Here is a 22,924-nt window from a genome sequence, read left to right as displayed (position 1 = left end):
CGAGCAAATCGCGCAGGGGGACCATTGTGCGCTGGGAGGTCCACATGGGAATCGTTTCGCTGATCATCAGGCGTCCTCGACGGTACAAGCGGGCTACGTCGCGAAGGCTACGACCATACGAGCAAGCCGTCACCCGATTTACTGGCGCGGCCGATCTGGGTGCCGCACCCAGTCCGGCATGCCGACGTGCGCCGAACCCATCCGGGCGGAGTTCACGGCCACTGGTCTGGGCTGGAGAGCGTTGAGCAACGGGCCGCTAGCAACGTCCTGTGCGCTGTCACGTTGCCGTGCTGGCGAGCAATTCCGGAGCGACCTTTCACATAACCTTTGCGATGTCGGCGCGGCGGCACCGGGCTCACAATGCGGGGGTGCCGGTGGGGGCTGTGTCCTCGAATAGTTCGGGGGCCGTGCGGCGAATCTTGCACAAGGCAGTAGTGGTACGGGCGGAATCGACGGCGTGCAACGCGGGAAAGGCGGAGCGCCACATGTCGACGGCATCGGTGTGCTTGCCGCGTTTCCAGTGCAGCAACCCGGTTTCGGCAGCGCTGAGCGCCCACACGCGGGCATGAGTCTCGCGATCCCAGATGCCGGTGGCGAGTTCGCAATAACGTTCAGCATTGGCGAGGTCACCCAGAGCAAGGAACGTCTTTGCGACCTGGTCCACGACCGTGCCCTTGTTCGGGCACCACATCGACACCCAGCGGGGTTGTTCGCTGGTCAGGTCAGGAGTTACGTGTGGTTCAGCGGTCCGCAGGGCAGCCAGCGCTCTGCCGTGGTCGCCGGTTTCGGCGTGACAGCGGGCGACAGCGATAGTGAGCAACGCTGTCGCATCCGGTCCGAGTTGGCCGCCGTCCCGAGTTACGGCCGCTTCGGCGAGGGCGGGACTGAAGTGAGGCTGGCCGATATCGGTTCCTTGCATGGCGAGGATGCGCAGCACCCATGCGTCTTGGCCGGGCATCTGGCTTTCCTCCGCCAGACGCAACGCCGACAGGAAATACCGCTGCGCGATACCGTCCGCCCCGGCGTCGTGCGCTTTGAAACCGGCCAAGTATGCCAATTCGGCGGCGGCGCTGAAGGCGGCGGAACGGACCGTCGAATCGGCGAACCGCGATCGCAGCAGGGACGCGACGTCGGTGCTCAGGAACTCCGCGACGGCGGTTCGGCCGATGCCGCCGCCCTTGACTTCGTCCATGCGCAAGAAGGCATCCGTGATTCCCTGGACGGCACGGACTTCCGGCATGCCTACGTGCGCGGATTCGTCGATGCGCATCAACCGGGCCACATCGGACTGTGACACCAGCGCTGTCGCGGATAGCGCGGCGCTGTAGACGGATGTGCGCAGGAACGACCGCCGGTCGACGTCCGCTCGGCCCAACATACTGACCAGTGTGACAGGGTCACATGTCATTTCGCCGCATGCGCGCAGGTAGGCGGCGACCACATCAGCCGAGGCGGCGCGCGTTCCGGTCTCCACATGCCCCAGGTAGCTGCGCGAGAACGGTATGCGGGCAGCCAGTTCGGCCAGTGAGAGCCCCGCCGCCTGCCTGGCTGCTCGCAGACGTTCCCCGATGTCAGGAGCAAATCCCCCGTCCGTCCCCATGCGTGGATCGTATGCGGATCGGTAGACGCGCTGTAGCCATTTTCCCAGTCCAGAGCGAAGTTTTTCGCGCGACGCTGGCAGCCGCACCCACCCGGCGGGCGCGTCCCTCGTTCCGAACGGACGCATCGCGAGCTGTGAGCGGCTCCGCGGTGACCACCACCCCGCCGGGTGGCGTGCGTCCACATGACGAACGAGAACAGCAGGGGTGAACGCGATGGGGTTCAACTGGTGGCGAGACGGCGAGCAAGACGACATGTCAGCGCAAGCGATCATCGATCGCGTAGCCGCCGAGTGGCGCGCCGCACGCGAACGCGAACGGATCAGCGCCGAGCGGCCCGACGCCGGGCTGTGGCCTACCGGTTGGCCGCACGAAGCTCCCGAAACGCCGTTGAGCGTTCCGGAAGCGCATCAGACCATGCAACGGCACAGGGCATGCCGAGCCGATCAATGCCCGCGTAAGGCAGCGGCCCGGCAGACGCTCATCGACGCCGGGCGTATGAAGCCGGACACCTCGCGAGAGCCGCGCTGACACGATCTCGAGGCGGGTCGTGCCGAGCTGTCGGGCTGGCGAATTTCGGCTGACTGGTGCGCGCTCCGCTCATCCCACGAGGAGCGCGGTATGGACGGAATGCCCGGACCACGGCGACGACAAGCGAAGTCCCTGGCTGAGCTACGGCGGCGGAAATCGACGCATCTGCTCCGTCGATGATCGGCGTTGCCTACGGCGCCGCCGTGATCGCGAGGGCGACCAACGCGACGACCTTGACGACCTCCAGGCCGATGTACCAATAGTGCGCGTGGGAGCGCGGCAGTTCCTCGCCTGCCAGCACGCGATCGGAGCGGCGTGAGAGCGGCGGGCGCACCACCACGATTTGAACGGCCAGCACTGCCGCGGCGACGCCCAGCCACGCCCACGTCGCCGCGCCGGGTCCGACGATCACTGCGGCGAGCACCAGCAGCACCGCGAGCACGGCCTCCACGGTGTTCAGCGCGCGGAACACGAGGCGGCCGATGCCGAGCCCCAGCGGCAGCGTGACCCCCGGGGCGCGGAATTTCAGCGGCGCCTCCAGGAACGAGATGGCCAGCACCATGCCGAGCCAGAGCATGGGCAGGAACCACAGGAGATGCTGTGCGATCGTATCCACGTCGCGGACGCTACCGGCGCGACACCGGCAAGGGCAGGGTCGAAAGGCCCACTCGGCTCATAGCTTGACCAACGTCCGGCTGTACTGCGGGATCAACCGGATCTTGCCCGCAGTGCCGAAGTCGATGGTCACCGTGGCCAGTGGGCCGAAGCCCTCCGCCGCGATCACGCGGCCGAGACCGTACTTGTCGTCGCTGACCCGATCGCCCACGGCGAGGACCAAATTCGTGTTGTTGCGGGTCGCGCCGCCGGGAGCGGGCCTGCGCGGACCGCGATCACGCAAGCCGGGACGCGGCTCCGCCCAGCCGTCGCCGCGGGTCCAGTCCCGCTCCAGCCCGTCGTCGTCCCCGCCACGCCGCCGCAGACCCCTCGTCGCGGGTGAACCGGCGGGCTCGAGCCGACGCCAATCGATGAGATGACCCGGAATCTCCTGCAGAAAACGCGATTCCGGGTTCGACACCGGCTGGCCCCAGCCGGAACGCACCACCGCCCGCGTCAGATACAGCCGCCGCCGGGCCCTGGTGATGCCGACGTAGGCGAGGCGGCGTTCCTCGGCCAGCTCGGTCGGATCACCGAGTGCGCGCATGTGCGGGAACTGCCCGTCTTCCCAACCCGTCACGAACACCACCGGGAATTCCAGCCCCTTGGCGGTGTGCAGCGTCATCATCGTGACCACCCCGGAGCCCTCGTCCGGAATCTGGTCGGTATCGGCCACCAGCGAGACCCGCTCGAGGAACGCGGCGAGCGAACCGGGATCCGGCTCGCCTTCGCCCACCTCGGGCAACAGCCCCTCCTGCCTGGCGGCCTCCGCGTTGTTGCGCGCCTCGGAGCTGAACTCGCGCGCGACGCTGACCAACTCGTTGAGGTTGTCCAGCCGGGCGCCGTCCTGCGGGTCGTCGGACGCCTCCAGCTCGGCGCGATAACCGGTGCGCTCGAGCACCGCGTCGACGACGTTGCCCAGGTCGGGGAAGTCGGACTCCGCTTGTTCGCCCGCGGCCCTGATGTCGTCGAGCAATTCCAGGAAGCCGGCGATGGCGCGCTGAGCGCGCGTGTTCAGCAGCGCCACTTTGCCTTCGGCGGCGTCGCGCAGGGCGGCGGCGAAACCGATCCCGCGTTGTTCGGCATGGACAGCCACGCAGGCTTCGGCTCGGTCACCGATGCCGCGGCGGGGCGTATTGAGGATGCGGCGCATGCTCACCGCGTCTTCCGGGTTCTCCAGCACGCGCAGGTAGGCGACCACGTCGCGCACCTCTTTGCGCTCGTAGAAGCGGACGCCGCCGACCACCTTGTAGGGCAGGCCCATCCGGATGAAGATCTCTTCCAGCGCGCGAGAGTTGTTGTTGGTGCGGTAGAACACCGCGACGTCGCCGTAGTTGGCCTCGCCCTGGTCGACCAGCCGGTCGATCTCGCGGGCGACGAAGGACGCCTCGTCGTGCTCGTTGTCGGCGACGTAACCGGTGATCAGGTCGCCTTCGCCGGAATCGGTCCACAGCTTCTTCTCGCGCCGGTTCTCGTTGCGCGAGATCACCGCGTTGGCGGCGGAGAGGATGTGCTGGGTGGAGCGGTAGTTCTGCTCCAGCAGAATGGTTTCGGCGTCGGGGAAGTCGCGCTCGAACTCCTCGATATTGCGGATCGTCGCGCCGCGGAAGGCGTAGATGGACTGATCGGCGTCACCCACCACACACAGTTCGCTCGGCGGCACCCGGTCCTCGTCGCCGCCTTCCACGTGGTGGCCGACCAGCTCGCGGACCAAGACGTACTGCGCGTGGTTGGTGTCCTGGTACTCGTCCACCAGCACGTGCCGGAACCGGCGGCGGTAGTACTCGGCGACCTGCGGGTGGTGCTGCAGCAGCGCCACGGTCTCGCCGATCAGGTCGTCGAAGTCCAGCGCGTTCGCCGAGCGCAGCCTGCGCTGATATTCGGTGTAGACCTTGGCCACCAGGCCGGGCAGCTCCGTGTCGTCCGATTCCGCGTCGGCGGTGGCGCGGGCCGGGTCGATGAGTTCGTTCTTGAGGTTCGAGATCGCCGTCGCGAGCAGGCGCGCCGAGTACTTCTTGGCGTCGATGTCCAGGTCGCGGCTGATCATGGTGAGCAGGCGCCGCGAATCGTCCGCGTCGTAGATCGAGAAGTTCGAGTTCAGGCCGGGCAGCAGCGCCGCCTGGGTCCGCAGGATGCGGACGCAACTGGAGTGGAACGTCGACACCCACATGGCGTTCGCCCGCGGGCCGACCAGCCCGGTCACCCGCTCCCGCATCTCCGCGGCGGCTTTGTTGGTGAATGTGATGGCCAGCACCTGGCCCGGCGTGACACCGCGGGCGGCCAGCAGGTAGGCGATGCGGCGGGTGAGCACGGCCGTCTTGCCCGAGCCCGCGCCCGCCACGATGAGCAGCGGGGATCCGGTGTGCACCACCGCCGCGCGCTGCTGTGGATTGAGGCTGTCGAGCAGGCGCTCGGCCTCCTCGGCGCGCCGCTGTTCCCGCTCGACGCGCTGCCGTTCGCGCTCGGCGTCCGTTGGCGGCGCCTCGGGAACGGAGGCAGGCTGCCGCCCCTCCGCCGCGTTACCGCCGGCGAGCTGCGGTTTCGATGTCGGATCCGGGTGCACGACCCGACCGCCCTGCGTCTTGGGAGCCACCGTGATGTCCATCGTCCATCCACGCTACCGGCGGGCACCGACAGAGATGAAGCCCCGGGTGACATCGGTATCGGTTCGGCGCCGGTCGACTGAACGGCGGGTGAACTCCCCCTGATGGGAAGGGCGGGCGAAACGACCTGCGTTTCTCGCGACATTGCCAAACGTATACGTTTTGCATACCCCCCTACCCGTGGCACACTGGCGACATGCTCAGCGCTTTCGCAAGACATCCGATTCGGCTGCCAGCCGAACGCCGGGATCGCGGAGCCTGTACCTGAGCACGCCTTCTGGGGGGACAATACAAGGCCCCACCAGGTCTGTTTCACGGTGAAAGAACTGATCGGTAACGAGCCTTCGGCACCCGCCGATCCATGTTCTGACACGAGGAGATGAATGATGAGCACCCCTGCCACGACGACCGGGTCCGAATCCGCGCTGCCGCAGACCGAGGCCGAGATCGACAAGCTCCGCAAGGAGATCGACCGTCTCGACGCGGAGATCCTGGCCGCGATCAAGCGCCGGACGGAGATCTCCCGGATCATCGGCCGGACGCGCATGGCGTCAGGCGGGCCGCGCCTCGTGCACAGTCGCGAGATGAAGGTGCTGGAGCGCTTCAGCGAGCTCGGCCAAGAGGGTCACACCCTCGCCATGCTGCTGCTTCGCCTCGGCCGCGGTCGTCTCGGCCACTGATCTGACCCCAACGCGGCGCTCGCGAGACCGTCGCTTTCGAATAGACCGCCCCGGGCTATGCCACCCGGGGCGGTCACTTCATGTCCGCCCCCGGAGGGAGCGCGGAAGGTTTCCAGACCGTCGGCTTGATGGAAGGCGTCCACCGACGCTATCCGGGTTCGGCGGCCGGTCCCTCGCCTGCGGGGGAATCGTTCAGGACACGCAGGTCGGCCCTCAACTCGGCTCCGAGACGTTCCGCTTGCGAGCGGATAGCGGGATGCACATGGCGAAGATGCTCGAGGTCCTGACTCGTCCGTTCGATCGCGGCCGCTCGTTCCGCGGGAGTGCCCTCCGCCGCGATCGTGCGATTGGTCAGAACACGCCAATCTATTCCCGATTGGTCCAGCGCCTGTCGCAACGCCGCACCGGGTGGCTGGTGCAACCCGATGAAATCTATGTCCGCGGTCGTGAGATCGAACATCTGGGCTTCGAAGAAATGGCCGGCGCGAAAGTCCGCTCCCAGATAGTCGCGGCCGATGGGAGCCATACCGTGCGCTCCGGCGCCATAGGAGTATTCCGACGGGTTTTCCACGGGGGAGGGTATCACCAGGTCCCTCTCCACCATCGAGTCACCGAGCGTGATGGTCGTTCGTGACCGGACCTCGGGCTTCAGGTAGATCTGATTGTCGCCGTAGTTCAGCTCCGACAAGGCATCGATCAGGCCGTCTTGTGAAGGGCGCACACCGTCCATGGCAACGTAGCCGTAGACGGGCGGGTTGTCGTGGACGTGCGGGCCGAACCACTCGGCTTCGGCATGGGCGCGATCGCCCACGGGGTCGCGGATGCCCCTGATTCGCCCTTCCTCGAGAATTGCCACGAGTTCGTTGTCGCGGACGCGGATAGCGAGCGGTTTCCCGTCGAGCGCGTCCGTCAGTTCACGCCGCATCTGCTCGCGTACGTCGGCGCTGTCCCGGCCGAGAGAAGCCGCTGTTTCCTCGATTCTCCGGTCGATGATGGCGTATTGCTCCAGCCGGGACAGCCGACGGCGAGCTATGAAGTCGCCCAATTGCTCGTTGGTCGGTCCGTTCTCGCCGAAACGTCGATTCAGTTCGGCCTCGAGTCTCTGTCCGGCCCGGCTCAGCGACGCTCGGTCCGGCGGCGGGGGGCACAGATCCCGCCCGGGACCGGCATCGCCACCTGCCGCACGTCGGATCGCGAGCGCACCGTCGGCGTCACCGTGCGTGTGCACATCGACGACTTCCCGGGAAGCGCGGGCCGCGCCTGTTTTCATGTCCGCAAGGCCCTCGGCTTCCCTCTTGGTCAGCCGTTTCAGATCGTCCACGGCCCGCAAGAAGGCTCTGACGATGCCGTTGCTCAATCAGTCGTCACCGGCACCCGCACCTTCTCACGATCAGCCCCTTCGCCTCCTCGGACCCCAGGTAGAGGCTAGTGTCGATGATCGACGAAGTCGTCCCCCGGAAAGCAGGGGGCTGGGCGGTCGGCGCCGACAGGCCGGATTCGACCCTCAGGTGCGCGATCGATCGCCTTCAGTGGCGCGGAATCCGCGGCACGCTCTCACGTGAGCGCGATGTATTTGGTGGAGAGGTATTCCTCGATGCCCTCGGTGCCGCCCTCCCGGCCGAAGCCGGACTCCTTGACGCCGCCGAAGGGGGCGGCGGGGTCGGAGATGACGCCGCGGTTGACGCCCACCATGCCGGATTCCAAACCCTCGGCGATGCGCAGCGCGCGATCGAGGTCGCGGGTGTAGACGTAGCTGACCAGCCCGAATTCGGTGTCGTTGGCGGCGGCGAGCCCCTCTTCCTCGGTGTCGAAGCCGACGATCGGCGCGACCGGGCCGAAGACCTCCTCGCGCAGGATCCTGGCTTGCGGCGGGACGTCGCGCAGCACGGTGGCCGGGTAGTACCAGCCGGGGCCGTCGGGCGCCTTGCCGCCGATCAGCACCTGTGCGCCCTTCGCGACGGCGTCGTCGACCAATTCGCCGACCGTGCGCAGTTGCTCCTCGTTGATCAGCGGGCCCAGCGTCGTGTCCGGGTCGGCGCCCGGCCCGAGCCGCACACTGCTGGATATCGCCTCGACCAGCTTGGTGGTGAACTCCTCGAGCACGCTGTTGTGCACGTGGAAACGATTGGCGGCGGTGCACGCCTCGCCGCCGTTGCGCAGTTTCGCCAACATCGCGCCCTGCACCGCGGCATCGACGTCGGCGTCGGCGAACACCACGAACGGCGCGTTCCCGCCGAGTTCCATCGAGGTGCGCAGCAACCGGTTCGCGGATTTCTCCACCAGCTTCTTGCCCACCTCGGTGGAGCCGGTGAAGGTGAGTTTGCGCAGCCGGGCGTCGTCGATCAACGGTTGGGTCACCGCGCCGGAGTGGCTGGAGGTGAGCACCGAAAGCACGCCGTCGGGCAGTCCCGCCTCGCTGCACAGCTTGCCGAGCAGCAGCATGGTCAGCGGCGTCGCCGAGGCGGGCTTGACGATCATCGTGCAGCCCGCCGCCAGCGCGGGGCCGATCTTGCGCGTCCCCATCGCGAGCGGGAAATTCCAGGGCGTGATCGCCAGACATGGGCCGACCGGCTGCTTGTGCACCATGATCCGGCCGGTGCCCGAAGGCGCGTGCAGATAGCGCCCGTGCACGCGGGCGGCCTCCTCGCTGAACCAGCGGAAGAATTCGGCGCCGTAGCGCACCTCGTTGCGGCTCTCCGGCAGCGCCTTGCCCATTTCCAGGGTCATCAGCAGGGCGAACTCCTCCGCGCGGGCGGTGATCTGCTCGAACACCGCCCGCAGGACCTCCCCGCGCTCCCTGGCGGGCGTGGCCGCCCACTCGTCCTGCACCGCGACGGCCGCGTCGAGTGCGCGCAGCGCGTCCTCCGGCGTCGCGTCCGCGACGTTCGCCAGCACCTCCCCGGTCGCCGGATTGTGCACCGGGAAGGTACCTGCACCGGTGGCGTCGACGGCCCGCCCTCCGATCCACAACTGCGTCGGCACGGATTCGAGAAGTTCACGTTCGGACACCATGCGGCCAGCCTATGCCGCGAGACCTCATCCTGGAACGGACGCGGACCCCGGATCGGACCCACGTCCACCGCATGGCTCGCGCGTTGCGCCCTCGGGTACACGGTCGGGGTAAGTCCGGTGTGGCAACGGGTGTCCACTTTCGACGCCGATTCGACCGACTCTCCGCGCCCGCAGCCGTGCGCGCGGCGGTGCCTGCTTGTAGTCTCGGCGAACGTGAGCAGCGACATCACCGCGACGGCGGCATGGCGGAAACTGCACGATCACCACGGCACCGTCGCGGGACGACACCTGAGGGAGTTCTTCGCCGACGACCCGGCCCGGGGCAGCGAGCTGACCGTCCAGGTGGCGGACCTGCGCATCGACTACAGCAAGCACCGCGTGAACCGCGAAACCCTGCATCTGCTGGTGGAATTGGCGCGCGAGGCGGGCGTGCCCGATCGTCGCGACGCGATGTTCCGTGGCGAGCACATCAACACCTCCGAGGACCGCGCGGTCGGCCACGTCGCGCTGCGGTTGCCCGAAGGCGAGACCATGGTCATCGACGGCGTCGACGCGGGCGCCGAGGTGCACGAGGTGCTGCGGCGGATGGGCGAGTTCACCGACGCGCTGCGCTCCGGCGCGTGGCGGGGAGCGACCGGCGAGCGCATCACGACGGTGGTCAACATCGGCATCGGCGGATCGGATCTGGGTCCGGTCATGGTGCACCAGGCGCTGCGGCACTACGAGGACGCGGGCATCGGCGCCAGGTTCGTCTCCAACGTCGATCCCGCCGACCTGGTCGCGAAGCTGGCCGGGCTCGACCCGGCCACCACCCTGTTCATCGTCGCGTCCAAGACCTTCTCCACCCTGGAGACGCTCACCAACGCGACCGCGGCCCGGCGCTGGCTGGTCGCCGCGCTCGGTGAGGACGCCGTGGCCAAGCACTTCGTCGCGGTGTCCACCAATGCCGAGCGGGTCGCGAGGTTCGGGATCGACACCGCGAACATGTTCGGTTTCTGGGACTGGGTCGGCGGCCGCTACTCGGTGGACTCCGCGATCGGCCTGTCGGTGATGGCGACCGTCGGCAAGGAGCGCTTCGCGGAGTTCCTCGCCGGTATGCACGCGGTGGATCGGCACTTCGCCGAGGCGCCGCTGGAGGCGAACGCTCCGGTGCTGCTCGGCCTGCTCGGTGTCTGGTACTCGAATTTCTTCGGGGCGGAATCGCATGCGGTGCTGCCGTACTCGAACGATCTGGCCCGCTTCCCCGCCTACCTCCAGCAGTTGACCATGGAGTCGAACGGGAAGTCGGTCCGCGCCGACGGCACCCCGGTCTCCACCTCCACCGGCGAGATCTTCTGGGGCGAGCCGGGCACCAACGGCCAGCACGCCTTCTACCAATTGCTGCACCAGGGCACCCGCCTCATTCCGGCGGATTTCATCGGATTCGCCCAGCCCACCGACGATCTGGCGACCAGCGACGGCACCGGCAGCATGCACGACATCCTGATGAGCAATCTGTTCGCGCAGACCAAGGTGCTCGCCTTCGGGAAGACCGCGGAGGAGATCGCCGCCGAGGGCACCGATCCGGCGATCGTGCCGCACAAGGTGATGCCGGGCAACCGTCCCTCCACCACCATCCTCGCGCCGCGACTCACCCCGTCGGTCGTCGGTCAACTGATCGCGCTCTACGAGCATCAGGTGTTCGTGGAGGGCACGATCTGGGGCATCGACAGTTTCGACCAATGGGGTGTCGAACTCGGCAAACAGCAGGCGCTGGCCTTGGCGCCGCTGCTCACGTCGGCGGAAGAGCCCGAACCGCAGGACGACTCGTCGACCGATTCGCTCATTCGCTGGTACCGCGCCAACCGCTGATCGCGTGCGACGCTCGGCGCTAGTCGCCGCCGCCCGTGGGACGGTTGCGTTGCGCCTCGTCCAACTGCTGGATGATGTGTGAGGTCGATATCGCGATCAGGATGCCGATGACGCCCAGGTCGAAGGCGACCTGCACCATGGTGGCCACCTTGGCGGCGGTCCCGACCGCGTGCACGTCGCCGTAGCCGACCGTGCCCAGCGTGACCATCGTGTAGTAGAGCGCGTCGGTCCGCGTGTGCAGGCCCTCGAACTGGCCGGGTGCGCGCTGTTCCAGCACGTAGTAGTACAGGGCGAAGAACGTGACGACGACACAGACCACGAGCAGCACGTCGTTGATGCGCCCGACGGTCGCGCGCGGATCCCTGATGTACCGCCGAATGCGCCACCGGGCCAACCAGATCAAGCCCGCGACGCCGACGACGAACGCGAGCAACGCCGACACGCCGGCCAACCGGTCCAGATGCAGGGCCTTCAGCGGCAGGAAGTAGTAGAACAGCAGAGCGCACACCACGGCCAGCAGGTTGTGCAAGGCACGCGACAACCTGCCGACTGCGCGATTCTCCGTCATTCCTCCATCATCGGCCCAGGTGGAGCCCAAGAGACGCCACACGCGCCGGACGATGCGCGTGGCGATCCCAGAAACGCGTCGACTACGAGACGCTCGGATCGACTGCTGCTGCCCGGGGCGGACCGGCCACCGCATAGCCTCCCGCATGCCAGCGCAGCAAGAGGTCGGCGCGCTCGCGGGTGGTCGCGACCAGGTCAGCGTTGCGCAAGTCGCTGTGGTGCACTTTGTCGTGTGCCGCCGCGGGGGTGCGGCCACCGCGAACGTGCCGGTCCAGCAGGCGATTCTCGATCACGTCGCGCGCGGCGTCCAGGTACCAGCACTCGTCCAGCAATGGGCGAACCGCGGACCACCGCCGCGTCCCGAAGTCGTCGAGCAGCAGGTAGTTGCCCTCGGTGAGGACGATGGACTGCCGGTCGAACACCACGCCACCGGGAACCGGGGCATCAATGGACCGGTCGAATGTGGGCCACGGCACCGGCTCGCCTACCGGCGTGGTGCGCAGGCGGCGCAGCTCCGAAACGTAACCGTCGACATCGAAAGTGTCCGGCTCACCTTTGCGCGCAAGGCTTCCTGCCGCCCGCAGGACGTCGTTGGACAGGTGGAATCCGTCCATGGGCGCGATTTCGGCGACCGCTCCGTCCGCCTCGGTATTGATCGCGTCGCGCAACGCGATCGACAAGGCGGATTTGCCCGCGCCGGGCGGCCCCGTGATGCCGAGCAGATACCTTCCCCGCCCGGCCCGATCCAGCACCCGCCGGACCAACCAGCTCAACGGTCTGTCGACGAACTGCCCTGCGACCGCCGCCACACTACCGGCGGTCCGCCGCTTCGGATCGCCACTTCCGCTGACCGGCGCTCGCGCCTCGCAAAGGTATCCACACTTGTCCACAGAGTGATGGCACGCGCGCTTGCCCGGCTCCAGCCTGGCAAGGCGCGGATCACGCTCCAGGAGGGCGGGAGCGGACGCGTATGCGGCGCGGGCTTGTCGCCGTGTCCGTGCGTGGCGCTGCCCCCGTGGTCCGGTCCACGAGAACAACGCGGCGATCAGCGAAGGCGCTGGCGTACCTGGGCGGACAAGTCGGCCGCTCGGTCGCGCAGCGCTTCGGCGAACGCACCGCGCGAATCGGCGGCTCCGCGGTCGCCACGATGCGCGATGACCGTGCGCCGAACCGCGGCGGGGTGGTCGATGCGCAGCAGCGCGACGGTCGGCGGCAGCACGGGGACGGCGATGCCGGGGACCACCGTGATACCGAGTCCGGCCGCGACGAGACCGAGTTTGGCGAACCAATCACGCGCGACGAACGCGATGTCCGGCTCCCAGTCCGGGTCGTGCCAAGCACCGAGGAGGGTGGCGGACGGCTCCTGGCTGCCCGCGATCCATCGCTCATCGCGCAATACCTCGGGGGTCGCACTGGTGGCGCCCGCGAGCGGATGCGTGGGCGGGACCGCGACCAGCAACGGATCTTCCACCAGGGGTTCGATCTCCACGCCGGAGGGCAAGGGGTCCGGCGCGGTCACCACGGCGAGGTCGAGGCGTCCGCGCGAGACGGCGGTGAGCAGTCTGGGACTGAGCCCCTCGCGCAGCGAGATCCGCACCTGCCGGTCACGGGTCGCGGAGATCGCCCCGGGCACCAAGGCGGCCATCGCGGTGGAGAACGCACCGACGCGCAGGCGGCCCGCCGGGCGCGCCGTGAGATGACGGATGTCGTGCCGAGCCTGCTCCAGTTCGCCGAGGATCACGTCCGCGTGCCGCAGCACGATCCGCCCCGCCTCGGTGGGCTGCACGCCGCGGGCGTGTCGCTCGAACAGCGCGCGGCCAGCCGCCCGCTCCATGAGCGCGATCTGCCTGGACACCGCGGACTGGGTGTAACCGAGGTTCTCCGCGGCCGTCGAGAAGGACCCGCAGGCGGCGGCTTCCCGCACCACGCGGAGACCGGAGACGGTGAACTCATCCATGCGCAACGCTCATATCACATATGCGAGACAGTCGCTTGTCGCATACCACGGACGGCCCTAGCGTCGTGGGCATGACCGCGATCGACAACAAGAGGCTGCTCACCGACATCTTCGAGCAGATGTCCCTCGGCAACACCCGCGCACTCAGCGACGCCATGGCCGACGACTTCCGCTGGGTCTTCCCCGGCGACTGGTCCTGGAGCGGTACGTGGCAGCCGAAATCAGCTGTGCTGGAAGGACTCCTGCGTCCGCTGATGGCTCAGTTCACCGCATACCGCTCGACCGCGGACACGATCGTCGCAGCCGACGACCGCGTCGTCGTGCAGGCCCGCGCCGAGGCCGTGACCACGCGCGGGGAGACCTACAACCAGACCTATTGCTTCGTCTTTCGGGTCGCCGACGGGAAGCTGCGCGAGGTGGTCGAGTACTGCGACACCGCGTTGGTCGAACGCGTGCTGACCCGCCCCGCCTGAGAGTCAGGACTCAGCCTCGCCAACCCGCGATGAGCAAGTCGGTGAGCCGGCCCAAATAATCCGGCTCGATCGGGATCCCCACGATCATCAGCCGCCAATAAAGCGGTCCGGCGAGCACGTCCAGCGCCAGATCGATGTTCAGATCCGCGGGCAGCTCGCCGCGGGCGATAGCCCGCCGCAGCATGTCGGCGGCCCGCTCGCGCCGCGTGTCCCGCGCACCGACCAGAAGCGACTGCGCCAGTGTCGGATTGCGCGACGCCTCCGCCAACAGATCGGGAATAACCCTGGCTGCCAACGGATGTGACAGCATGCTCGCCGCCGACTCCAGATAGGCCCGGACATCACCGCGCAGGGTGCCGGTGTCCGGAGTCTCGGCGGCCGCGACCGCCAGAGTCGAGGCGAGAGCGGCCACCATCTCCTCCTTCGATCGCCAACGCCGGTAGACCGTCGGCTTGCTGACGCCGGCCCGCCGCGCCACCGCCTCCATCGAGAGCCGGCCGTAGCCGACCTCTGCCAATTCGGCGAGCACCGCTTCGGCGATGGCCTCCGTCACCTGCGGTTGCATTACGGCGGCCCCGGCGGGACGGCGTCGTTCGGCTGTCATGCCCCCATCATGCCACGACGATACGGTTGCGTTTACACGTAGTTGTAATCTACGGTTTCAACGTCGATACGCCATCGTGTTGACGTAGTCGGATAGACGTAGGAGATTCCGGTGAAGTTCCTGTTCGATGACGAGTCCTTTGCCTTCGAGGCGCTGCGGACCGCCTGCTTCGCCGAGTTCGGCGGCGCCGATCTCGGCGAGGTGCTGGCTGTCGCACGCGCCGTTCCCGACGGTGACGAGGAGGCATGGTGCACACAGTGGACCGTCGCGGGAGACCGGGCGCGCGCGCTCGGAGGTAGACAGGCGCTGCTGCGCGCCTCGAACTACTACCGCACCGCCGAGTTCTTCCGCCGCGACGATCCGTTCGACGATCCCGTCGCGAAGGACCTGTTCGCACGGGCCCAGGACACCTTCGCCGAAGCCGCCCAACTCATGGACACGCCCGTGGAGGCAGTCGAGATCCCTTACCAGGACACCCATCTGCCCGGCCTGCTGTTCCTGGCCGACGACTCCGGCGCACCCCGGCCGACCATCATTCTCACCAGCGGCTTCGATTCCCCGGCCGAGGAGGCGTACTTCGCCCTCGCGGCCGCGGCACTGCCGCGCGGCTACAACGTCCTCGCCTACGACGGCCCCGGCCAGGGCGCCGCGTTGCGGCATCAGCGATTGTTCTTCCGCCCCGACTGGGAAGCGGTCCTCACCCCGGTCGTGGACTACGCGTTGACGCGGGCAGAAGTGGACGCCGAGCACGTCTACCTCTACGGCTACAGCCTCGGCGGCTTCCTGACCCCGCGGGCCGCCGCCTTCGAACACCGCGTCGCCGGACTGATTCTCGACGGCGGCATCTACAGCTACTACGACGTGAACTTCGCGAGCATCCCGGCCGTCGCCGCCGAGTGGGTCATGGCAGGCCGCGATGACGTCGCGGATCCGGTCGCGCATCTGATGATGGCCAACCACACCGGCACACGGTGGGCGCTGCGCAACGGCCCGTGGTCCTTCGGCACCGCCACTATTTCCGAATACTTGCGCTGCACAAGGGAATACACCCTCGACGGCCTCGCCGATCGCATCACGGCGCCCACCCTCATCTTCGCCCCGGACAACGACCACTTCTTCGCGGGCCAGCCCGAGCGCCTACACCGCGAATTGACCTGCCCCACAACGTTGGTTCCCCTGCACAGTGTCGATGGCGCCGGGGAGCACTGCGCCTACGGCGCCCGTTCCACCCTGCTCCACCACATGTTCACCTGGCTCGACGCCCTCTGAGATCTGCGGCGTGGGGGCTACTGGGCCGATTCGGACATCTCGCCTCCGGGGACCGCTTCACCTGAACCGGTCCCCGGTTGCTCGGCAGGCTCAGACGAATGCCCGTTCGATGATCGCGCCGGTGTCGACGCCGGTGGGCAGTGTGCCGAACGCGATACCCCAGTCGTCGCCGAGCCGGGTCGCGCAGAACGCGTCGGCGACGGCGGGATGACCGTGCCGGACCAGCTGCGCGCCTTGCAGCACCAGCGCCATCAGCTCGACGACGCGCCTCGCGCGGTACTCGATGTCGTTGAGGTCCGACAACTCCTTGCCGACCCGGGCGATCGCGTCGTCCAGGCGCGGATTCTCGCCCTTGGCGAGCGACACTTCGTTGAAGTACGCCTCGACCGTCTCCGGCTGACGCCCCATGGCACGCAGCGCGTCCAGCGCGGCGACATTGCCCGACCCCTCCCAGATCGACATCAGCGGCGCCTCCCGGTACAGCCGTGGCATACCGGATTCCTCGGCATATCCGTTGCCGCCGAAGCATTCCAGCGCCTCGGCCGCATGCGCGGGCGCCCGCTTGCACACCCAGTACTTGGTGACCGCGAGCGCGATGCGCCGCAGTGCCGCCTCGGCCGGATCGCCGCCCGCCCGGTCGGTGGCCCCGGCCAGCCGCATCATGACGGTGGTCGCGGCGTCGGACTCGATCACCAGGTCGGCCAGCACGTTGCGCATGGCGGGCTGGTCGATCAGCTCGGCGCCGAACACTTTCCGGTGCCGCGCGTGGTGCACCGCGTACACCGCGCCCGCCCGCATACCGGTCGCGGAGCCGATCACGCAGTCCAGCCTGGTCATGTTCACCATCTCGATGATGGTCTTGACGCCCGCGCCCTCCGCGCCGACCAGCCAGCCCGAGGCGTTCTCGTACTCGATCTCCGAAGAGGCATTGGACTTGTTGCCCAGCTTGTCCTTCAGTCGCTGGATGCGGATCGGGTTGCGAGTGCCGTCCGGCAGCACCCGGGGCAGCAGGAAACAGGACAGGCCGCCGGGCGCCTGCGCCAGGGTGAGGAACATGTCCGACATCGGCGCGGAGGTGAACCACTTGTGGCCGACGATCCGGTAAGAGCCGTCCGGCTGCGGCGTCGCGGTGGTCGTGTTGGCGCGCACGTCCGAGCCGCCCTGCTTCTCGGTCATCGACATGCCCGCGATCAGCCCGGCCTTGGTGGACGGCTCGCGCAACCCGAATTCGTAGACGCGAGAGCCGAGCAGCGGCTCGTATTTCGCCGCCAGTTCCCGGTTGTGCCGCAACGCGGGGACCACCGCGTAGGTCATCGAGATCGGGCACATGTGGCCCGCGTCGGCGGTGCCCCAGGTGTAGAACTTCGCCGCACGCGCCACGTGCGCGCCCGGCCGGTCGTCCAGCCACGGGGCGCCGTGCAGGCCGTGCTCGACGGCCACGCGCATCAGGCCGTGCCAGTGCGGATGGAACTCGACCTCGTCGATGCGGTGCCCGTAACGGTCGTGCGTGCGCAGCACCGGCGGGTATTCGTTGGCCAGCCTGCCCCACTCCTGCGCCTGCGCGCCGCCTGCGAGCGCGCCCAGTTCTCGCACTTCGGCTTCCGCCCAGCCCGCCCCTTCCCGGTGCAGGCCCTCGAGCAGCGCCGGATTGCGCGACACGTCGAACGGCACGATGTCGGGCACCTGGTTGAAGACTTCATGCGTCTGCATCTGACACTCCTGTTTCCAGCCGGGCGCCACCCGCGCCCGGGTCGTCGCGCACGCCGAGTGCGCGCATCGCGAAAGCGGTGAGCTCGGGGACGACGGATTCGCCGTGCGGCGCGTCGGCGAGCGGCCCGACCAGCACCTCGCCGATCGCGCCGACCAATGCGGCCGCGCTGATCCTCGGGTCCTGCGGCGGGATCTCGCCCCGCGCGATGCCCTCGGCCACCGCCGATTCGAAGGTCTCGGCGAACGCCCGCCGGAAGTGCAGGCGTTCACTGTCCACGGCCGCGTCGACCGGCTCGGCGAGCAGCACGTAGGCCAGGTTCGGGTTCTTCAGCGCGCGGCCCGCGAAGGTCTCCACGGCCGCGGTGACCCGTTCGACGGCCGTTCCGAGCGCGCCCGCCGCGGCCACGGCGGCGACCTCGCGGGCGACCACCTTCCGGAACACCGCCCGCACCAACGCGGACTTGCCGTCGAAGTTCTTGTAGACGGTGCCGGTGGCCAAGCCCGCCTCGGTCGCGACCGCCGCCATGGACAGCGCGGCGTAGCCGCCGCGCGAAAGCACCTTCGTCGCGGCCTGCACGATCAGCCCCGCCTGAGCGTCCAGGCGGGCCTGCACAGCGGGAGTTCTGCGGTAGGCCACCCAAGAAGTGAAGCATGAATTCATTTCTTCACACAAGGGTGCTTTTACGGCGTATGGTCGAGCGCGTGACGGTACTCATCGAACGCAACGGCCCCGTGACGACCGTGATCCTGCACCGGCCCGAAGCACGCAACGCCGTGGACGGGCCGACCGCCGCGGCGCTGGCCGACGCCTTCCGTGAGTTCGACGCCGACCCCGATGCGGCGGTCGCGGTGTTGTGGGGCGACGGCGGCACCTTCTGCGCGGGAGCCGACCTGAAGGCACTCGGTACCGAGCGCTCCAACCGGGCCGCCGAGGACGGTGACGGCCCGATGGGACCGACCAGGATGCGGCTGTCCAAGCCGGTGATCGCCGCGGTCTCCGGCTACGCGGTGGCGGGCGGGCTCGAGCTCGCGTTGTGGTGCGATCTGCGGGTCGCCGAACAGGACAGCACGTTCGGCGTCTTCTGCCGCCGCTGGGGCGTCCCGCTGATCGATGGCGGCACCGTCCGGCTGCCGCAGATCATCGGCGCGGGCCGCGCCATGGACCTGGTGCTCACCGGCCGCGCGGTCGCCGCCGAGGAGGCGCTGCGAATCGGGCTGGTGAATCGCGTGGTGCCCACCGGCGAAGCCCGCCGCGCGGCGGAGGCGCTTGCCGCCGAACTGGCCGCGCTGCCGCAGACCTGCCTGCGCTCGGACCGGATGTCGATGCTGGAGCAGGAGGGGATGACCGAGGAGTCCGCGCTGCGCAACGAATTCCGCCACGGGCTGACGGCGCTGGCCGACGGCGCGCTGGACGGCGCGCAGCGCTTCGCGGCCGGCGCGGGCCGGCACGGCGCTCGCGCCTGAGTCCATGGGCCGGCTGAGCGTCGTCGACGAGATCTTCCTGCGTAGCCACCGGGGGCTCGGCACACCCATCGCCTTGCAGGGGCTGTGGCGGACAGCCGACCGGGTGGACCCCGCACTGCTGGCGCGGGTGCACGAGGCGTTGCGGTCGGGCCCGTTGGGACGCAGAGTGGTTCGCCCGCGCGTGCCGGGAGCTCGCCGGGCCTGGCGGCCGAATGTCCGGGCGTATCCGATACGCCGCGCCGAGGGCGTCCTCCCGGTCGCGAACCTGCTCGACTGGGCCGACGCGCAGGGCGCCGGGCTCGATCCGGAATACGGCCCTGGGTGGCGGCTTTCGACCGCGGCGCTGGATGACGGCGGTTCGGTCGTCTCCCTCACGTGCTCGCACGTGCTGGCCGACGGGCGCGCGCTGGTGCTCGCGGTGGACGACGCACTGGGCGGCGCTCGGGTACGTCCGGCGGATCTCTCCGCACGGGAATCGGACTGGGCCGACGCCCGCCGCCAGTGGTCGATCGTCCTGCGCGGTACCGCGGCGGCGCTACGGCACGGAGTTCCGCGGCAACCCGCCGCGCCGAGCCGGGACGAACGGACGCGCAGGGCCGACAACGCGACGCACAGCGCGATCCTGCAATGCCCGGCCGCGGAGTGGGATCGCGTGGCGGCGCGCGACGGCGGCACGGCCAACAGCCTGTTCATCCACCTCGTCGCGAGCGTGCTCTGGGACAGCGGGTTTCCAGGAGACACGATCGAGACCAGTCTGCCCGTCGACACCCGCGACGAACCCCGCGTCGACAACGATCTCGCCATGACGCGCATCCCGATCACCCGCGCCGACACCCCGGCGACAATCCGCGCGCTGGCCCGTTCCGCCTATGAGCACCGCATGTCCGCGCCGAACGACATGCCCGAAGAACTCCTCCAGGTGATTCCGGACCGCTGGGCCTACGCACTGTCCAAAGGTGCGGGCGAACGGGACGTTCTGTGCTCCAACATCGGCACGCTCCCGGCCTCGTTGCTCGAACTCGGCCCACACCGCTGCACCGGCGTCGCCGCTCGCGCCATCCATCCCGGCCTCACCAGTTCGCGACTGCCCCGCACCCGCCTCTCGGGCTACCTCTGCCGTATCGGCGACGATTACGTACTGAGCTTGGTCTCTCTCGACCCGGAGCGGATCGAGTCCGCCGGTGTGCTGCGGGAACTGGCGGTGCGCGCGGTGAAATCCGCGGGCTTGCACGCCTCCGCGTGGTGAATCCCGCGGACTGACGCGCCGAGCCACGGGCGCGCCCGCCGAGCGGCGGGCATATCCACGGGCGCGCAGCCGACTCACGGATTTTCGCGCGGCGAGTTCACCCGACACGCGCAAAATTTCGGCGAACAGCGGTGAGTTTTGTCGACCTGGTATGAAATCCGATAGTTTCGCTCGCCGGTCACGGCGAATCGCGCGAATGCCGACGACCGCGATCGGTCGGGTCGGCCGACTCGCCGTGTCGGCAGGATCACCGCCGTCGGCGGCACTGCCCGATAAAGTCTGCGGCGTATGCCGAGCGAGGGCCGCGACGACCCATTTGCCGTGCAAGTCCGTTTCGCGCAAGAAGTTCCGATTCCATCGATACTCGACTGGAGCATGATGAACCGAAGGCATTCGCGTACTCTTGCCGCGATCATCGCGGTGGTTGTGACCGCTACCGGCGCTTTCGCTGTTTCCGATTCCGCAGCGGGCGCCGCGCCAGGAGAGATCAACGCCGGTGGACTGCATCTGATCGCGTCGGCGAACGCCAACAACTTCGCGGCCGCCGGTGACATCGCGCCGGGAATTCCGTTCGTGCACTCGGTGCGGGTGTCCGGAGACTTCTCGGTGTCTCTCGACGGCCCCACGGCGCTGCGCGGCGGAGAGATCGCCGTCGGATATCTGGTCGGCTGCGCGGTCGACATCTCCAACGGCATCTCGATCGGTATCTCACCCAGCGTCGGAATCAACGCCGGGATCGCGCCCTCCTTCGGCCTGGAGGGGTCCCTCACCTTCGAGGCGCCCTCCCTGCAGATGAACATGCCCGATCAGCACATGATGATGCCCTCCCTGCAACTGATGGCGCCGCCGAGCGTCAGCGTCGGCGCCGCCGTCGCCATCCAGCCCAGTATCGGCGTCGAGGCGGGCGTCGCCGGCGAACTCGCGGTGAATCTGGCCCCCGGTTCGGTCACGGCGGCGGTGGTCGGCGCGGCGGAAATCGACGGGGAATCCGAATTCCCTTACACTTTCGCGCACACCAATACCCCGTTGAATATCAGCGGTTGCCTTTCACCGGCCTCGGCCATGCCTTTTGTCACCGTACGGGCCGATTCGAAAAGGGCAACCGCGCAAACGACCGGCTATGGCGCCCCGTTCTGGTTCTGACCGTCGCGCCGCACCAATCCGTCCAGCAGCGCGCGCAGTCCCCAGTCGAATTGCGCGTCCGAGATCCATTGCGCCAGTACGGCGGCACTCGCCCGGGTGCGCGGCCAACGATCACCGTCGACGGTGTCGAAGGCGGCCGCGCGCCCGGCGATCCGCTCGGATTCCGGCGCCAGCGGTGGTCTTCCGTCGGTTTCCGCGACTTCCATGGCGAGCGAGCCGATGACCTGGACCACCACGGCGTAGGCCGCGCGGGCGCAGTCCTCTTCGGAGAGGCCGGTTCTGGCCAGACAGTTCAGCAACGCCTCCCCGACGTCTCGTGCGGCATCGCCGTCCATGGGCGCGCTCATCATCAACCCCGCCACCGCGGGATGTCTCCGCACCTCGGTTCGTAGTCCACGCGCGAATTCCAGGACGGCCGCGCGGGGTTCGACGCCCGGGTCGGCGAGCACGGCGACCGGCACCGCTCCGAGCACCCGTTCGACCACCGCGCGCTCCAGGTCGGCCCGGCTCGCGACGTAGGTGTAGACCGCGTTCGGATTCACGCCCAGCCGAGTCGCGACCGATCGGATCGACACCGCGGCGACACCGCCCTCGTCCATGAGTTCCATGGCGGCATCGACGATCTGCGTGTCGCTGAACGCCCGTCGCTCGGGTCTGGTCCTGCGTTCTCCTGGTGTTGACTTCGCCGTTGCCACGCGGTTGACTGTACCCCGTACAGCTACCTGTACCCCGTACAGCCAGAATTGAGACGCCATGCCCGCACGCCCCTGGCCCGCCATCGCCCTGCTGGTGGCCGCGCCGATCACCCTGAACGTCGCCTTCGCCGGACTCGGCTCGGCCTTCGACTATCCGCACGTGTTACGCGAACCCGCGGCCGAAGTGCTCACCCTGTTCCGGCACAACCAAACCGCCGTCGTCGCCTGGTTCGTCGTGCTGGCCGTCGCAGCCGCCGCACTGGCGCCGCTGGCGGTGCTGATCGGCAGGCTGGACCGCGCACCGGCCATGCGCGCCGCCGTCGCGGCGGGCGTCGCGGCCGCCGCCGTACAGGCGATCGGCTTGCTGCGCTGGCCCCTAGCGGTTCCGGCGCTGGCGGCGCGGGCCGCCGAGGAAGGCCCCGGCTCCTCGGCCGTGCGCACTTTCGAGGTGCTGGGCGCGGTGCTCGGCACCGGCCTCGGCGAGACGGCCGGATACACCCTCACCGCCGCGTGGACGGCCCTGGTCGCCATCGCGTTGCGGCACAGAATGCCCGCGGCGTGGAGCGTGCTCGGTTGCGTCTGCGCCGTCCTGGTGCTCAGCGGAGTACTCGTCCCGCTGGACATCCCGCTCATGGCGCGGACCAACTTCGTGGGCTATGTGCTGTGGAGCATCTGGCTGCTGGCCTTCGCGGCGCTGCTCGCCTGCCGCCCAGCCGCCTCGGCGGCCCGCCACGAGTCCACGCCCGCGCAGCCGATCGACGTGCCGCACCCGCTGTGACGCGCACGAAAACGCGACGCGGCCGTGCGGATCACGCTCAGCGGTCGATCTCGCCGCCACCTCCGGACTCGTGTTCGTCGTCCACACCC

General features: G+C 68.7%; 21 protein-coding genes. 9 read left to right on the top strand and 12 right to left on the bottom strand.

Annotated features, from left to right (window positions below; genetic code table 11):
- Positions 1–355: 355 nt before the first annotated feature.
- Positions 356–1,600, bottom strand: a complete 1,245-nt coding sequence (locus tag ABZ824_RS15930; RefSeq protein WP_356963823.1) for a helix-turn-helix transcriptional regulator — start codon at positions 1,598–1,600, stop codon at positions 356–358.
- Between the two features lie 214 nt (positions 1,601–1,814).
- On the opposite strand from ABZ824_RS15930, the gene ABZ824_RS15925 reads away from it, so the two are divergent.
- A complete protein-coding gene (locus ABZ824_RS15925) occupies positions 1,815–2,129 on the top strand; it encodes a hypothetical protein (protein ID WP_356963822.1) in 315 nt (104 codons plus the stop codon).
- A 190-nt stretch (positions 2,130–2,319) separates the two neighbouring features.
- On the opposite strand, the gene ABZ824_RS15920 is transcribed toward ABZ824_RS15925, so the two are convergent.
- Together ABZ824_RS15920 and pcrA are read right to left on the bottom strand one after the other, a co-directional pair.
- Positions 2,320–2,745: a hypothetical protein gene (locus ABZ824_RS15920; protein WP_356963821.1), complete on the bottom strand. Its 426-nt coding sequence runs from the start codon at positions 2,743–2,745 to the stop codon at positions 2,320–2,322.
- Positions 2,746–2,802: 57 nt separating this feature from the next.
- Positions 2,803–5,388: a DNA helicase PcrA gene (pcrA, locus tag ABZ824_RS15915; protein WP_356963820.1), complete on the bottom strand. Its 2,586-nt coding sequence runs from the start codon at positions 5,386–5,388 to the stop codon at positions 2,803–2,805.
- A gap of 384 nt (positions 5,389–5,772) precedes the next feature.
- Here pcrA and ABZ824_RS15910 point away from each other — a divergent pair, with 384 nt between their 5' ends.
- Complete coding sequence (locus ABZ824_RS15910) at positions 5,773–6,066, top strand: chorismate mutase (RefSeq protein ID WP_062977356.1); 294 nt, start codon at positions 5,773–5,775, stop codon at positions 6,064–6,066.
- A gap of 148 nt (positions 6,067–6,214) precedes the next feature.
- Here ABZ824_RS15910 and ABZ824_RS15905 read toward each other — a convergent pair whose 3' ends face one another.
- Positions 6,215–7,423 (bottom strand): hypothetical protein, encoded by a 1,209-nt coding sequence (locus ABZ824_RS15905; RefSeq protein ID WP_356963819.1) that lies wholly within the window; start codon positions 7,421–7,423, stop codon positions 6,215–6,217.
- A gap of 197 nt (positions 7,424–7,620) precedes the next feature.
- Positions 7,621–9,078: an NAD-dependent succinate-semialdehyde dehydrogenase gene (locus ABZ824_RS15900; protein WP_356963818.1), complete on the bottom strand. Its 1,458-nt coding sequence runs from the start codon at positions 9,076–9,078 to the stop codon at positions 7,621–7,623.
- Between the two features lie 213 nt (positions 9,079–9,291).
- On the opposite strand from ABZ824_RS15900, the gene pgi reads away from it, so the two are divergent.
- Positions 9,292–10,929 carry a glucose-6-phosphate isomerase gene (gene pgi / locus ABZ824_RS15895; RefSeq protein ID WP_356963817.1) on the top strand — a complete coding sequence of 546 codons (1,638 nt, stop codon included), beginning with the start codon at positions 9,292–9,294 and terminating at the stop codon, positions 10,927–10,929.
- A gap of 19 nt (positions 10,930–10,948) precedes the next feature.
- Here the strand turns inward: pgi and ABZ824_RS15890 are convergent, their stop codons facing one another.
- The 3 genes from ABZ824_RS15890 to ABZ824_RS15880 form a co-directional block, all read right to left on the bottom strand.
- On the bottom strand, positions 10,949–11,497 hold the full coding sequence (locus ABZ824_RS15890) for a potassium channel family protein (RefSeq protein ID WP_356963816.1): 549 nt from the start codon (positions 11,495–11,497) through the stop codon (positions 10,949–10,951).
- Positions 11,498–11,579: 82 nt separating this feature from the next.
- On the bottom strand, positions 11,580–12,305 hold the full coding sequence (locus ABZ824_RS15885; RefSeq protein ID WP_356963815.1) for a nucleoside/nucleotide kinase family protein: 726 nt from the start codon (positions 12,303–12,305) through the stop codon (positions 11,580–11,582).
- A gap of 236 nt (positions 12,306–12,541) precedes the next feature.
- Positions 12,542–13,453, bottom strand: a complete 912-nt coding sequence (locus ABZ824_RS15880) for a LysR family transcriptional regulator (protein ID WP_356963814.1) — start codon at positions 13,451–13,453, stop codon at positions 12,542–12,544.
- 71 nt (positions 13,454–13,524) lie between these two features.
- On the opposite strand from ABZ824_RS15880, the gene ABZ824_RS15875 reads away from it, so the two are divergent.
- A complete protein-coding gene (locus tag ABZ824_RS15875) occupies positions 13,525–13,926 on the top strand; it encodes a nuclear transport factor 2 family protein (protein ID WP_356963813.1) in 402 nt (133 codons plus the stop codon).
- 10 nt (positions 13,927–13,936) lie between these two features.
- Here the strand turns inward: ABZ824_RS15875 and ABZ824_RS15870 are convergent, their stop codons facing one another.
- The gene (locus ABZ824_RS15870; protein WP_356963812.1) at positions 13,937–14,530 is read right to left on the bottom strand and encodes a TetR/AcrR family transcriptional regulator; all 594 of its coding nucleotides are present in this window, start codon (positions 14,528–14,530) and stop codon (positions 13,937–13,939) included.
- Positions 14,531–14,641: 111 nt separating this feature from the next.
- On the opposite strand from ABZ824_RS15870, the gene ABZ824_RS15865 reads away from it, so the two are divergent.
- On the top strand, positions 14,642–15,799 hold the full coding sequence (locus ABZ824_RS15865; protein ID WP_356963811.1) for an alpha/beta fold hydrolase: 1,158 nt from the start codon (positions 14,642–14,644) through the stop codon (positions 15,797–15,799).
- 90 nt (positions 15,800–15,889) lie between these two features.
- On the opposite strand, the gene ABZ824_RS15860 is transcribed toward ABZ824_RS15865, so the two are convergent.
- Positions 15,890–17,509, bottom strand: coding sequence for an acyl-CoA dehydrogenase family protein (locus tag ABZ824_RS15860; RefSeq protein ID WP_356963810.1), 1,620 nt, complete (start codon positions 17,507–17,509; stop codon positions 15,890–15,892).
- On the bottom strand, positions 17,496–18,146 hold the full coding sequence (locus tag ABZ824_RS15855; protein ID WP_356963809.1) for a TetR/AcrR family transcriptional regulator: 651 nt from the start codon (positions 18,144–18,146) through the stop codon (positions 17,496–17,498). Before ABZ824_RS15855 ends, ABZ824_RS15860 begins: the two co-directional genes overlap by 14 nt.
- A gap of 65 nt (positions 18,147–18,211) precedes the next feature.
- On the opposite strand from ABZ824_RS15855, the gene ABZ824_RS15850 reads away from it, so the two are divergent.
- From ABZ824_RS15850 to ABZ824_RS15840, 3 genes are all read left to right on the top strand, one after another.
- Entirely contained in the window at positions 18,212–18,973 is a 762-nt protein-coding gene (locus tag ABZ824_RS15850; protein WP_355074685.1) for a crotonase/enoyl-CoA hydratase family protein, read from the top strand.
- A 4-nt stretch (positions 18,974–18,977) separates the two neighbouring features.
- Positions 18,978–20,219: a hypothetical protein gene (locus tag ABZ824_RS15845; RefSeq protein ID WP_356963808.1), complete on the top strand. Its 1,242-nt coding sequence runs from the start codon at positions 18,978–18,980 to the stop codon at positions 20,217–20,219.
- A gap of 375 nt (positions 20,220–20,594) precedes the next feature.
- Complete coding sequence (locus ABZ824_RS15840) at positions 20,595–21,362, top strand: MspA family porin (protein WP_356963807.1); 768 nt, start codon at positions 20,595–20,597, stop codon at positions 21,360–21,362.
- Here ABZ824_RS15840 and ABZ824_RS15835 read toward each other — a convergent pair.
- Positions 21,338–22,057, bottom strand: a complete 720-nt coding sequence (locus ABZ824_RS15835; protein ID WP_356963806.1) for a TetR/AcrR family transcriptional regulator — start codon at positions 22,055–22,057, stop codon at positions 21,338–21,340. The two genes, ABZ824_RS15840 and ABZ824_RS15835, sit on opposite strands and share 25 nt — an antisense overlap.
- 58 nt (positions 22,058–22,115) lie before the next feature.
- Here ABZ824_RS15835 and ABZ824_RS15830 point away from each other — a divergent pair, with 58 nt between their 5' ends.
- Entirely contained in the window at positions 22,116–22,835 is a 720-nt protein-coding gene (locus ABZ824_RS15830; RefSeq protein WP_356963805.1) for a DUF4386 family protein, read from the top strand.
- Positions 22,836–22,924 lie beyond the last annotated feature (89 nt).

This window comes from Nocardia sp. NPDC047038 (assembly GCF_040644075.1).
Lineage (GTDB): Bacteria > Actinomycetota > Actinomycetes > Mycobacteriales > Mycobacteriaceae > Nocardia > Nocardia sichangensis.
The sequence above is the reverse complement of the archived record's forward strand: the minus strand, read 5'-3'. Positions and strand labels throughout refer to the sequence as shown.